The organism is Arthrobacter sp. Bi26, from assembly GCF_918697925.1.
Lineage (GTDB): Bacteria > Actinomycetota > Actinomycetes > Actinomycetales > Micrococcaceae > Arthrobacter.
Genome location: NZ_CAKKMF010000118.1, coordinates 1 through 11,515, shown reverse-complemented (window position 1 = coordinate 11,515; position 11,515 = coordinate 1). Strand labels below are relative to the sequence as shown.

The following is an 11,515-nucleotide window of genomic DNA, read 5'->3' as shown; positions in this document are numbered from 1 at the left end:
GACGATTCCACAGTTCCGGACCGGAGCTGCGCCATCACACAGTCAGTACCGCTCAGCACGCCAACCTCCACGGCGTCGGCGGCCAGTCCCGTGGGCGTACGGGACGCTGAAACCTCCACAGCGGCCGGGGCAAAGCCGGCCGCGGAAAGGCTCTTGCGGATTTGCTCCCGGCTCGGCTGCGGCGATGACGCGAGCAGGGTCTGCAGGGCCGCTTCCACAGCACGAGGAACACCGGAGGCAGCAGCAGTTGCGGAACCGGACGGCGACGTCGCCGCCGTTACCTGGGACGGGACAGCCGATGCCATCTCAGCCGATGCCGGCGCCTCGCTCACCGAGCCGGAGGGCGTACTCGGAGAAGGGGCAGAGCACGCAGATATACCCATCAGCAGCGGCAAAACCGCCACAGCCAGCCCCACGTACCGGCGGCCGCGTGGGCGGCGGAGCTGTGCGGGGTCGCGGGAAGTCACCGGAACATCCTCCCATACCGGGTCTGGCTCCAGGCGACCGACGCGGCCGCGGGCTGGGCGCCGGCAAGGAGTTGTTCATCGACCCCAGGCAGGGATGCGGCTGCGCGTCTCTGGGGTCCTTGATTGGGCCGGCGTCGACTGGGGGTGAGTTTCCTGGACCAGGAAACTCGTCTCAGCCGGCCCCGCTCAAGGAGCGTATTGCCGGGGACGTGCCGCGCCGGCACTGTCGACTCTATGAAGCCTGTTCCTGCGCGGCACGAGTAGCGGGTACTCGGCTATTTGTCCGGTCACTACTCCCCACGCCGCGCGCCGGGCCAATCAGGTGGCGTGCAGGGTTCTGTGGGAGCCTTAATGGCATGACTTTTCGGCAGGAACGTACCCCATGGGACCCGTCTGCCCGAGTCCCTGAGGCGCAGATCCCGGAAACGCAGGTGCTTAAAACTCAGGCGCCACCCACCCGGGCGCCAAAGACGCAGGCCGGCAGAACGCGTGATCCCCAGGCGGAGTGGTCCCCTGGCAAGGGCACGGCCACTTTGTTCGTGCTGGCCACGGTTGCCTGTGCCGCTGCGCTGGCCGCCACCTACTTCTTCTTTGTCCGCACCACCACGGGACAGTTCATCGACGAATCGGCGCTGGTTGAGGCCGTGGCCATGAGCGGCACGGCGGGCAAAGCCGCGACAAAGCTCCTTGACTGGCTGCCGGCGCTCTCTGTGGTGATCGCGTCGATCGTGGTCGTTTTTGTCACCATCCTGCGGCGGCGCTGGGCCGCGGCCGGGATAGCCGTCGCGGCCTGCGTGGGCGCCAACGTGGCCACCCAGATCCTCAAGGACCTCGTGCCCGTCCGGCCGTACCGCGGAGTCGAGACGCTGGAGCTGAACTCGCTGCCGTCCGGCCACACCACCATGGCCGCCTCGGCCGCGGCCGCCGTGTTCCTCATGGTCTCGCCGCGCTGGCGGCCTCTGGCAGGCTTCCTGGGCGGCAGCTTCGCCGTCGCCACCGGGGTGTCCACCCTGATCAACCAGTGGCACCGTCCGGCCGACGTCGTCGCGGCGTTCCTCGTCGTGGCCGTGTTTATGCTCCCGGCCGGCTGGCTGATCATCCGTACCGGTCCACGCTGGAACGTCTGGGACGGATACGGAGCACACTGGGCCTCCGCCCGGCTGTGGCTGACGCTGCCGCTGCTGGCAGCACTCGCCGCCGCGGCTGTGGCCGCCTTTTCGCTCCTGATCGTCACCTCAGGCGCGGGACAGGAAGGAAGCACCACTACCTACTTCTGGGCCGGGACCTCGCTGATCGTGATCGCCGGCTACCTCGCCACCGTGGCTGGCATTTGGCTGTTCGGCCATGCGGTACGACGCCGGGGCGCGCCCCTGCGCCAGGAACGGTAGCGCGGCGCACGTAGGCCCGGGTGGCGTGCCCGGGCCTACGGGGGATCCTGGGATGGCTACCTGAGGCGTGCGCAGATGTCCACGGCTTTGCCCCCGCTGGCGTCCACAGAGAGCACGTTCACGGTGTTGGGCGAGTCAATGGTAAGCCTCAACTGTCCGGTGTACTGGAAGGCCCCGGCCCCGGGCGCATCTGTCGGAAAGAAGATAAACCCAAAGTGGCCTGCGGCGCTGAAGGTCCAGGTTCCGTTCGTGTTTTGGGTGAATCTGGCCACGGTTCCGGCCGTGTTTACCCTGTATGTCTTCCCGTTGCTCATGTTGGTATACGTGAGGATGACTCCCTTGCCAACCTGAAAGAAGTTGCCGTTCTTGAAGTCAATCCGTGTAATCTTGCCGCCCGTGCCGGAGACGCCCAGATCAAAGCCGCACGCTAGATCGGCCGAAACAACAAAATCCGGTGGGTTGGGCGGTCGGGTGACAGTTGCACCCGCGGGCGAAGCGGCCAGAAGCAGGGCTGCTGTTGCAGCCAGGGGCGCGAACCAGCGGGACGGTTTTCCGAACATGAGCATCTCCTCATACATTGCGTCGAAACGCATCACCCATCCGGGCGGAGACCATGCGCTGCCAAAAATCACGGGCGTACCCTGACGGGGCGCTCGTGCCGCCCCACGCATGGCCGGTCTCGATGCACCGGCGCACAGGCCCGACCTTACTAAGTCCGCTTAGCAGGCACCCGAGTAGTCGCTACCTGCTTGTCGCTCTGGGCCCGGCAGTGCTCAGTAGTTCCGGCGGTGTTTGAGCCGGGGAATGGTGACGGCGAAGACTGCGGCGGCAGCGAAGCCAAGCCCGCCGGTGGCAGCCACGCCCGCCCCGAGCGAGGCCACGGCGGTCACGCCGGAAAGCAGCACCGGACCTCCGGTGGCCCCGGCGTCGGCCATGAAACGCCAGATGCCCAGGAACTGGCCGCGGCCGTTGTCGGGTGAGAAGTCGGCCCCCAGCGTCATGTTCAGGCCCGAACTGATGCCGTTGCCGAAGCCGATCAGGAGGGCCGCGAGCAGCAGGCCCGCGAAGCCGGTGCTGAGCGGGATCAGCACCATCGCCGTGCCCATGATGAGGGTTGACGGTATCGCCACCCATTGCCGGCCCTTGCGGTCCATCAGCTTGCCGGCCGGATAAAAGACCAGCATGTCGATGGCGCCGGACAGCCCGTAGATCAGGGATGCCTGCGTGGCGTCCATCCCGAGGTGCTCGGCCCAGAGCGGGATCACCACCTGCCGGGACGCACGCAGCGCACTGAGCAGCAGCACCCCCATGCCGACGCTCAGGAAGACCCCGGCGTGGGACACGGCGACGCTGCGCAGCGTCGCCTGCTGGACGGGGACGCCGTCGTCAGCTGCGGGCGTGGCCACGAGGTCCGGGATGGTCACCGACAAGAGTGCGGCCGCGGTCATGGCGACGACGCCTACCCAGTAGGCGCCGGTGATCCCGGCGAACTGCATCACGGCTGCGCCGATGAAGGGTCCGATGAAGATGCCGATCCGGTTGACGCCGCCGAGCGTGGACAGGGCCCGTGCCCGGAGGATCACGGGTACCGCTTCGGTCAGGTACTTCTGCCGAGCCAGGCTGAAGACGCTCGCGGCCATGCCGACCACCACCATGGCCGCCGCGAGCAGCCAGAGGCCGTCAGGAACTAGCGGAGCCAGTGCCGCGGCGGCGAGGGCGACGGCGCTGGCCGCCGCGGCCCCGACTATGGCCCAGCGTTCGCCGAACTTCAGCGTGATGAGAGAGGCGGGGAGGTTGAAGAACCAGGAGCCCAGACCGATCAGGGTGACCACCAGCGCGGCGACGGCCACCGAGGCGCCGAGGTCACGGGCGGACAGTGCCACCACGGGCAGGATGGCGCCCTCGCCGATGCAGAACAGCAGGGCCGGGCCGAAGGCTGGGACGGCGATGCTGCGGAGGCTGAAGGGTGCGGTCTGTGTGGTGGTCATCCCCTTCATCCTAGGGCGGGCGGCGCGCCGGTGAGCTCAGGCGTCGAAGTGCGTGTGGACTTCCCCGCTGGTGAGAGTCCGCAGGACTTCGGCCGCGACGTCGCGGAGCTTCTGGTTCCGATTGCTGGACACCCTGGTAAGGATGCCCATGGCCTCGTCCTGGGAGCAGCGGTTCTGGGCCATGATCACCCCGCAGGCCAGATCGATGGAGGTGCGGTGCTCCATGGCGGCCTGCAGGTCCTCGGCCCGGGACTGCGCGGTGCCGATCCGGACGGCCAGGCGGAGGGAGCGGCCGGCGAGATCGGCAAAGCCGGAGGCCTCGGTGATGATTGCCTCGGTGAATATCCCGGTGTCAGAGCCGAAGAAGTTCAGGGCCGCGGCCGCGTCCTCGCCGATTTCCAGGGGTACGCCAAGGGTGCTGCGGCAGCCATGGGCCGCGAGCTGCCGCTGGTACTCCGGCCAGCGCGGATCGGTATCGACGTCGGCCAAAAGAACCACGGACTTGGTCCGCAGCGCCGCGATGCACGGGCCGTCGCCGAGGCTTTGCTCGATGCGGTCCAGGATGACCGCCCGGGGGCTGCTCCCCGCCACAGTCATGGTCTTCTTCCGGCGCTGCAGCGTCACGCCGCATTCGATCTCCGCGCCGGCGGCCTTGCTGAGTGTGGCGGCCGAGAATTCAGCGAGCCGGCCCAGGAAGTCCTCGACGTTCTGGGTTCCCATCAGGAGGTCCTGCAGTTGCAGGGCGGCTTCGTCCCCGGCGTTGTTGGTCATGCCTAAATCTAAGTCGGTCACCGGCGCGAAACAACTTGCCTGCTGCGCGGTAGCATGAAGCCTTGCGAAGGCCCGCGTGATGCTTCATGGCCTCTCTAGTGTCGGCGGAGGTCTCATGACTGAACAGGTATGGCGCGTCAGTTCCGATGTCGCCTGCGTCCACAGTGCCGACGGCGGCCGCGTCGCCGTCCTGCATCTTGAGCAACACGTGCCGGTCATCCTGGCCGGGACGGCCGCGTCCGTCTGGAATGCGCTGGATGGGACCAGGACCGAGAAGGAGCTCATCGAGTTCCTTGCCCACGAATACGCCACTGAGGCCCGGACCATCCACGGGGATGTGATGGGCTTGATCCACACCTTGAGCAGCACCGGAACGATCACTTCGTCTCCTCGAGACGAAGGTGCCAGCTGATGGGCGGCGCAGAGACCCTGCACCAAGATGAAGCCGTCCTCCTGGCCACAGCCCTGGTGGACTATGTGGCAGCGTCAGGCGGCCTCCACGTGCTTTTCATCAAGGGTCCCGGGACCACAATGATGGGACTCCGCGGACATCACGTCTCCGCGGACGTGGACGTCCTGGTCCGCCCGGAAGATCTGGACAGAATGGTAGACCTCCTGGGCGGAAGAGGCTGGCTCGAACGGCCATCCGGCGTGACAGTCGTGCGCCGGTACTCGCACTCCCGCACGCTGTATCACCCGCAGTGGAACTGCGACATCGACGTGCACGACAGGTTTCCCGGGATGGAGGCCTCACCCGGCAGTGCCTTCGACGCGCTCTGGCGCGACAGGCACTACCTGGTCATGGCGGCCAGGCCAGTGCCCGTTCCTTCCATCCCTGCGGCGGTGATTTTTCAGGCACTGCACAGCCTGCGCGCCATGGATGATCCCCGCCATCAACGCGAGTACTCAGGGCTGCTCCAGCGGGTGGATGTCAGCATGCACCAGGACTTGGTGGATCTCAGCGTCGAGCTGCAAGCGACGGCGGCGCTGCAACCGCTCCTTGCCGACTTGGGCATAGCCGATCTGCCGGCCCTACAGGGAACTGTCAGTGAGGAGTGGCGCCACCGCACTTCCGCACAGGGCCCCGGAACGGCCTATCTGGTCTCGCTCATCGAAAGCCCCTGGCGGGTTAAGCCGCTGGTGCTGGCCCGCGCGGTCTTTCCCTCGCGTCAAACATTACGGGAGCGCGACCTATACCTTGACGACTCCATCTCCGGGCTTTTCAGGACCCACGTTTCGCGCTGGCGCCGCGGGCTGGCTGGCCTTCCGGCAGCAGCCCGGAAGACCAAGGCTTCACGCCGCCGATAGCGATCTTCCCCTAGACGTAGCCGTCCACAATGGCTGCGGCAATCTCCCGGTACGCGCGGCGCGTTTCCGGGCGCAGCACATCCAAGGTGACAAGGTCGCCGTCGGCCACCCCGCGGTCGTGCGGAACCGCGATCAGCTGGCGGCAGATGCCGGACAGGTGCTCCTCGATCGCATCCTTGTCCACCCGCGTCGAGACCTCGTCCTTGTCCGTGATGACCACGATCGCGTTGCGGGCCAGGTCCTCATAGCCGTGGCTGGCCAGCCAGTGCAGCGTGCTGCGGGCCCGTTTGGCGCCGCTGACGGCGTAGCCGGCCGCGATGATCAGGTTGTCCGCCGATTGCAGGATGCCGCTCATGGCATTGTGCGTCACGCCTGTGCCGCAGTCGATCAGCGCCACCGAGTAGTAGGCGGAGATGAGCTTGCGGATCCGAAGGTATTCCTCGGCCGTCAGTGAATCCGACACCTCGGGGTCCTGCTCACCGGCAATGAGGTGGAGCCTGCCGGCGTGGTGCATGTAGCGGGCCAAGGCGGTGAGGGAATCGACAGACTCGATGTTCTCGAGCAGGTCCGTGATGGTCCGCGGGCTCTGCTGCTGGTAGATGCCCTCGCCGAGGGCGCGCTCCACGAGGTCGCCGGAATCGGGGTTGGCGTCGATCGCGCACGGCGGATCGCCGCGGAACTCGGCCAGGGTCAGGCCGACGCCCACCGTGGTGGAGGTCTTGCCGATGCCGCCCTTGAGGCTCAGGACGGCCGTGTTGTAGCTGCCCTGGAGCTGGCGGGAGATGCGCCGGGCCAGTTCGTCCTCTTCACGTTGTCTCGCGCTCGGGCCCAGGTTCAGCCCGGTCAGCTTGTAAAGACCGCCGCGGAACCCGCCCACGGGCCGGGGCTTCTGCTCGCGGACAAAGAGGCCCGGGGAACTGATGAAGTCAGGCAGCGGGCCGTCGGCCAGGGCCGCTGTACGGCTGGCCGAGCGTGTGGAACGGGTCGGTTGGGCCGGCACGGCAGGGGCGGCCTCGGGGGCCGGCGGCTTCCGGACGGGATTCTGGGACGGTTTCGCAGGCTGGGTCTGCGCGGGAGCGTCGGCTGCAGCGGCGGCCTCGGCCCAGGAAGTGCTGGGGGCCGTCGGGCGCTGTTCTGCCTGGCTGCTCGAAATAATGGGCATGGTTCCTGTCCAGGCATCGGAGTCGTCGCCGCGGCGGTCACGCCGGCGCCGGAGGTCCGGCTGCTCTGAGTCCACGGCGTCGTTGGCAGTTTTGGTGTCCACGGGTTTGGACATGTTTGTTCCCCCCAGGGATCACAGCGCAGGCCCCTGCGTTGCTTGTTTGAATTGGTCCAAACAGCAAGTCTAGGCCCGGAGGTGCTCAGCGACGGACCAACGGGCAGCGCGCGGCCTGGTTTCTTGGCGGACTCACCGCTGCAGCGCCAACACCACCACTACGGCTGTAGCGGTGGCCAGAACTGCGAGCCCCACATATGCCAGCGCGTGGAGACGCTTCCTCCGGGTCTCGCGTTTGGAATCCCTGGCCTGGTACCCGCCCTTGTTTGTCCCCATGCCGGTGATGCTACATGCGCAATGTTTCAGTTAGGGCAGGTCAAGCGATTATTTCGCCAATCGAGCCAGCTCCGCAGGCGGCAACGGTCCGGCCGTAGTTACAAAGCTGCAAGCGCCACACAGACCACGCAGGCGGTGGCTGCCGCCAAGAGCACCAGGCCCACGTAGGCCCACCATTTCGGCCTGTTGCGGTGGGGGTTGATGTCGACGTACGGCACTGTCATGACTCCTGGCGCTGGGGAACGGAGGCGGGCCCTTGTCTGCGCCGCCTGAGGCGAAGTAGCCCGTAGAACACGGCGGAGAGCAACACGAGGCTCCCCAGCAAAATGCACAGCGCAAGGACATAGCCGGGCAAAGTCACAGGTGAGACCTCCTGAGAGCTAGCGACATCATTTTGACGCGAGCGCCTCGGATCCCCATCCTTGGGCAAGCTGGTCGCTGGGCGAGAGTTGGTCCACGGAAAGGGACCGAGATGAGATTACTCACAGGCTACCGGCGTTGTCCATCCGGCGCCTGAGCCCGCCAGCCCTAGCGGTGGGCCCGCGTGTCCTGCAGGCGCTTGATGAACCAGCGCGACTGCTCGGGGCCGTACGGCAGGATCGGGATGGCCTTGGTTGCGTCGTCCGGGGTTTCCCGGGTGGCCTGAATTGCCTGCCGGACCGCGGTGGTCATGGTGTTGGCCATGGTCTTGACGAACTGGTCCGAGCACGGTTCGCCGTGGCCGGGAATCAGGTATTCGTAGCGGTGCCGCAGCGCGGACAAGTGCCGGAGGGCGTCGGCCCAGTCTTCCGGGAATGAGTCCTCGAAAGAGGGGTGGGAACCCTGTTCCACGAGGTCGCCGGCGTAGAGGGTGCTGGCGGCGCCGACCAGGAGGTCGCCGTCGGTGTGGCCGCGGCCCAGATAGAACAAGGTGACGGTCTGTCCGCCGAGATCCACCAGGACCGGCTGATCCTTTACGATCGCGTTCGGGACCACCAACTCGGCATCGGAGCCCTGCCCGGCCGCCATTTCCGGTTCCGCCGAGGCCACGAGCCGGCGCTGCTCGTCGCCGTTCTCCTCGATTTCCGCGGCGCAGTTCTCGTGCGCCCAGAATTCCGTGACGCCGTCGTCCGCGAAGACGGCATTGCCGAAGAAGTGGTCGTAGTGGGCGTGCGTGTTGACCACCACCAGCGGCAGCATGGTCTTTTCCCGCACAGCGGTCAGGATCTCACGGCCCTGGCGGGGGCCGCCGCCGGTGTCGATCACCATGGCGCGCTCGGTGCCGACCACCAGACCCGTGTTGAGCAGGGAACCTTGAGTTGTCAGTACGTAGTTGTCCGGACCGACTTCGAGCCATCGTGACATTCAATCTCCGTAATTCCGACGCTTTTCCGGCGTTGTTGGTGCGGTGTGTTGGCCTCGATTCTACCCGTGTCGGCTGGCAATTCCGGGAGGGCATGGCCGTCCTGACCCTGCGGCGGTGTGCCCGGACGCCCCTCGTCCTGGCCCGCACCGCGGAGTAGCCTGTGGGCAACTTCCGTCCATGAGCCCGTTGCTCCGCCAAACGATTGGGGGTGGCTCCCGTTGAATGCCGGTACTTCCCTGGAGCGGATGGTGTTCTTCAGCGATGCCGTCTTCGCCATCGCTCTGACCCTCCTGGCCCTGGACCTGAAACTGCCCGAGGGCATCCCCGCGGAGCAGCTGGACAACGCCTTGCTTGCGGCCTGGCCACAGTTGCTTACCGGAGTGTCGAGGATGCGAGTGTGCTGCATATCGGCACATCCCTGCTTGATCTTCTCGATAATCCGCATGCCCGCAAGTACAGGGCTACCTCCTCAACCGCTTGGGTTCACAGTACTCCTTGCCGCCAAGAGTCAAGACCATTACGCGAGAAAGGTTCGCCATGGCGGAGCCTGGCGTGCGCATCCTTAGTTAGCGCCTCGGATGGGTCCCACCCTCGGGACATGCCCCGACCTGTGATCTGCTCGTTCGTTACGACGAAGCTATTCGCCATGCCCTTCATGTCCTCATTTGCCCAGGACAGGTGCTCGTACAGCGCCGACAGAAATACGCTAAGCGTGTTGCCCGGGTCTGCTCTCACCTCAAAGTGAGTCGTTCGCAGACTCTCTGGAATCTCTCTTAAAGATTCGTCGTAGCTTGTGGACTTGGCCCACGTTCCAAGATCGGCTATGCAAACTAGGTCAAGGCATTCGGCGGGGTGGTTCGCGTACTTTTTGTCATTGCTCACGATGGCGTTCAGCACATTTTCCGAAGGGGTCGACGCGTCCTTTTTCCACGGATGCGAAGCCGCGAGGATACCGAAAACGTACGGCTTCCATAGCTCCAAGCGGGCGCGACCTCTCGTCGGGATAAGCGCCCTCTGAAGGGCCGCGCTCTGTTGTGCGGCCTCCTCCAGTCCGGAAGCTCGGATGGTTAGCTTTGTCGAAAACGCCGCTGCCACGCCAGCGGCCAGGACGCGGGTCTTCTGCCGGAGCTTCCTGGGATAGCCGGGGTGAAAGACTATGAGATCCGTTTCGAACGGCTGTATGTCCGCGTCCGCCGTGCCGACGATGTACTTGCGAGTCGCGACCTCATACTGCGGGGGCAGCCAATTCCTCAGAAACTCGTCCCATATCCCCTCGTTCTCGTGCCCGACCAACTGGGTGTTCTTTGAGTCAGCCGCCTTCTTGTACAGCCGCTCGTAATCACGCTGGATGTCTGCGCTGGCGTCTTCCAGCCACTGGTGATGTTCATGTCCCATGGCTCTATCTAACGGGACAGGCCGGCCTAGGCTGAAAAGGGCTCGATAAGACCGGTTAAGCGCCCCGGCCGGCCGTGACAGAAATCCCGCCCTGTCCGCATGCCACAACGACCGACAGTTCGCAAGGGCGGCTTCAACCACCCGTTGCATCCAAGCAACCTTGGCTTCCCGTTCAGTCATCGGGAGGCTAGATGGGATCGGTTCGGACGGCCCCGCCCACCTCACATGTCCGCGAGCGCCGACCCGGGATTCTCGATCGCGTCGGCGACGTAGCGCAGGAAACCGCCGGCCGTGCCGCCGTCGCACACCCGGTGGTCGAACGTCAGGGTCAGTTCGGTGACCTTGCGGACCGCGAGCTCGCCGTTGACCACCCAGGGTTTGTCGATGATCCGCCCGACGCCGAGGATCCCCACTTCGGGGTGGTTAATGATCGCGGCGGAACCGTCAACGCCGAACACCCCGTAGTTGTTCAGCGTGAACGTGCCACTGCCCAGCTCCGCCGGGGTCGCCTTGCCCTCCCGGACGACGGCGGTGAGGCGGCGGATCTCGGCGTCCAGCTCGCGGGCGCTGAGCTTGTCCGCGTTCCGCACCGACGGCACCATCAGTCCGCGGTCAGTCTGTGCCGCGAAACCGAGATTGACGCCGTCGAAGGCCACAATCTCCTGCATGGCGCCGCCGGCGGTGTCCTCGGTGGTGACGATCCTGGTGTTCAGCTCCGGGAACTTCTTCAGCCCAGCGGTGACAAACCGGGCGATGAAAGCCAGCAGGCCCGGGGTGTTGTGCGGGTCCGCCTTCTTCAGCGCGGCACGCATCTCCACGAGCGCCGTGGCGTCCACGTCCACCCACACCGTGGCTTCCGGGATCTCGGAGCGGCTGCGCGTCATGTTCGCGGCGACCGCTTTGCGGACTCCCCGGACCGCTGTGCGTCCGGATATGCCGAGCCCGGTGCGTGCGTCGGTGCCGGTCGCCGAGGCCGGCGCGGCAGGCTCCGCCGCCGGGCGCTCCGCCACCGGTGACGGCTTGATGACGGCTTCCACGTCGCGCCGCATGATGAGCCCGCTGGCCCCCGACCCTTGGAGTTCCCCCAAATCAACCCCATGATCGCGCGCCATCCGGCGAACCAGCGGAGAAATAACCGCCCCCAGTTTCCCGGGCACCCGGGTCCGCAGCAGCACCAGGTCATCGGCAGCCTTCTCGGCAGCAGACGCCCCGCTGGCAGACTCAGCCATTGCGGTCCGTTTAGGAGCCCGGGTCCGCCGGGCGACCCCGTGCCCGCCGGGAGTGCCGTACCCGATCAGGAC

The 11,515-nt window shown here is 66.2% G+C and carries 14 protein-coding genes; 4 read left to right on the top strand and 10 right to left on the bottom strand.

What is annotated here, in order from left to right; translation table 11 throughout:
- The coding region (locus LQV16_RS21265) for a hypothetical protein (RefSeq protein ID WP_229995845.1) at window positions 1-467 on the bottom strand (467 nt) is incomplete at its 3' end.
- Window positions 468-823: 356 nt separating this feature from the next.
- Between LQV16_RS21265 and LQV16_RS21260 the strand changes: the two genes are divergently transcribed.
- The gene (locus LQV16_RS21260) at window positions 824-1,855 is read left to right on the top strand and encodes a phosphatase PAP2 family protein (protein WP_229995844.1); all 1,032 of its coding nucleotides are present in this window, start codon (window positions 824-826) and stop codon (window positions 1,853-1,855) included.
- Window positions 1,856-1,911: 56 nt separating this feature from the next.
- On the opposite strand, the gene LQV16_RS21255 is transcribed toward LQV16_RS21260, so the two are convergent.
- From LQV16_RS21255 to LQV16_RS21245, 3 genes are all read right to left on the bottom strand, one after another.
- Window positions 1,912-2,487, bottom strand: a complete 576-nt coding sequence (locus tag LQV16_RS21255) for a hypothetical protein (protein WP_229995843.1) — start codon at window positions 2,485-2,487, stop codon at window positions 1,912-1,914.
- A 141-nt stretch (window positions 2,488-2,628) separates the two neighbouring features.
- A complete protein-coding gene (locus LQV16_RS21250; RefSeq protein WP_229995842.1) occupies window positions 2,629-3,843 on the bottom strand; it encodes an MFS transporter in 1,215 nt (404 codons plus the stop codon).
- Between the two features lie 36 nt (window positions 3,844-3,879).
- A complete protein-coding gene (locus LQV16_RS21245) occupies window positions 3,880-4,614 on the bottom strand; it encodes a GAF and ANTAR domain-containing protein (protein WP_229995841.1) in 735 nt (244 codons plus the stop codon).
- Between the two features lie 115 nt (window positions 4,615-4,729).
- Between LQV16_RS21245 and LQV16_RS21240 the strand changes: the two genes are divergently transcribed.
- Window positions 4,730-5,026: a PqqD family protein gene (locus tag LQV16_RS21240; protein ID WP_229995840.1), complete on the top strand. Its 297-nt coding sequence runs from the start codon at window positions 4,730-4,732 to the stop codon at window positions 5,024-5,026.
- Complete coding sequence (locus LQV16_RS21235; RefSeq protein ID WP_229995839.1) at window positions 5,026-5,922, top strand: nucleotidyltransferase family protein; 897 nt, start codon at window positions 5,026-5,028, stop codon at window positions 5,920-5,922. Before LQV16_RS21240 ends, LQV16_RS21235 begins: the two co-directional genes overlap by 1 nt.
- A 10-nt stretch (window positions 5,923-5,932) precedes the next feature.
- Here the strand turns inward: LQV16_RS21235 and LQV16_RS21230 are convergent, their stop codons facing one another.
- The 4 genes from LQV16_RS21230 to LQV16_RS21220 form a co-directional block, all read right to left on the bottom strand.
- Window positions 5,933-7,198, bottom strand: a complete 1,266-nt coding sequence (locus LQV16_RS21230; RefSeq protein WP_229995838.1) for a MinD/ParA family protein — start codon at window positions 7,196-7,198, stop codon at window positions 5,933-5,935.
- Window positions 7,199-7,330: 132 nt separating this feature from the next.
- Window positions 7,331-7,474: a hypothetical protein gene (locus tag LQV16_RS21225; protein ID WP_229995837.1), complete on the bottom strand. Its 144-nt coding sequence runs from the start codon at window positions 7,472-7,474 to the stop codon at window positions 7,331-7,333.
- A 98-nt stretch (window positions 7,475-7,572) separates the two neighbouring features.
- Window positions 7,573-7,698, bottom strand: coding sequence for a hypothetical protein (locus LQV16_RS23610; protein ID WP_290369410.1), 126 nt, complete (start codon window positions 7,696-7,698; stop codon window positions 7,573-7,575).
- A gap of 304 nt (window positions 7,699-8,002) precedes the next feature.
- On the bottom strand, window positions 8,003-8,818 hold the full coding sequence (locus tag LQV16_RS21220; RefSeq protein WP_229995836.1) for an MBL fold metallo-hydrolase: 816 nt from the start codon (window positions 8,816-8,818) through the stop codon (window positions 8,003-8,005).
- A gap of 246 nt (window positions 8,819-9,064) precedes the next feature.
- Between LQV16_RS21220 and LQV16_RS21215 the strand changes: the two genes are divergently transcribed.
- Window positions 9,065-9,385 (top strand): TMEM175 family protein, encoded by a 321-nt coding sequence (locus LQV16_RS21215; protein ID WP_229995835.1) that lies wholly within the window; start codon window positions 9,065-9,067, stop codon window positions 9,383-9,385.
- Here LQV16_RS21215 and LQV16_RS21210 read toward each other — a convergent pair.
- Together LQV16_RS21210 and LQV16_RS21205 are read right to left on the bottom strand one after the other, a co-directional pair.
- Entirely contained in the window at window positions 9,303-10,214 is a 912-nt protein-coding gene (locus tag LQV16_RS21210) for a DUF6602 domain-containing protein (protein WP_229995834.1), read from the bottom strand. The genes LQV16_RS21215 and LQV16_RS21210 overlap by 83 nt on opposite strands.
- Window positions 10,215-10,435: 221 nt before the next feature.
- Window positions 10,436-11,515: dihydrolipoamide acetyltransferase family protein (locus LQV16_RS21205; RefSeq protein WP_229995833.1), on the bottom strand; the 1,080-nt coding region annotated here is incomplete at its 5' end.

Bases quoted from the DNA above. Each gene is read 5' to 3' on its own strand.
- LQV16_RS21250 (WP_229995842.1), bottom strand. From the start codon at position 3,843: ATGACCACCACACAGACCGCACCCTTCAGCCTCCGCAGCATCGCCGTC.
- LQV16_RS21210 (WP_229995834.1), bottom strand. From the start codon at position 10,214: ATGGGACATGAACATCACCAGTGGCTGGAAGACGCCAGCGCAGACATC.
- LQV16_RS21260 (WP_229995844.1), top strand. From the start codon at position 824: ATGACTTTTCGGCAGGAACGTACCCCATGGGACCCGTCTGCCCGAGTC.
- LQV16_RS21220 (WP_229995836.1), bottom strand. From the start codon at position 8,818: ATGTCACGATGGCTCGAAGTCGGTCCGGACAACTACGTACTGACAACT.
- LQV16_RS21215 (WP_229995835.1), top strand. From the start codon at position 9,065: ATGGTGTTCTTCAGCGATGCCGTCTTCGCCATCGCTCTGACCCTCCTG.
- LQV16_RS21235 (WP_229995839.1), top strand. From the start codon at position 5,026: ATGGGCGGCGCAGAGACCCTGCACCAAGATGAAGCCGTCCTCCTGGCC.
- LQV16_RS21230 (WP_229995838.1), bottom strand. From the start codon at position 7,198: ATGTCCAAACCCGTGGACACCAAAACTGCCAACGACGCCGTGGACTCA.
- LQV16_RS23610 (WP_290369410.1), bottom strand. From the start codon at position 7,698: ATGACAGTGCCGTACGTCGACATCAACCCCCACCGCAACAGGCCGAAA.
- LQV16_RS21225 (WP_229995837.1), bottom strand. From the start codon at position 7,474: ATGGGGACAAACAAGGGCGGGTACCAGGCCAGGGATTCCAAACGCGAG.
- LQV16_RS21245 (WP_229995841.1), bottom strand. From the start codon at position 4,614: ATGACCAACAACGCCGGGGACGAAGCCGCCCTGCAACTGCAGGACCTC.
- LQV16_RS21240 (WP_229995840.1), top strand. From the start codon at position 4,730: ATGACTGAACAGGTATGGCGCGTCAGTTCCGATGTCGCCTGCGTCCAC.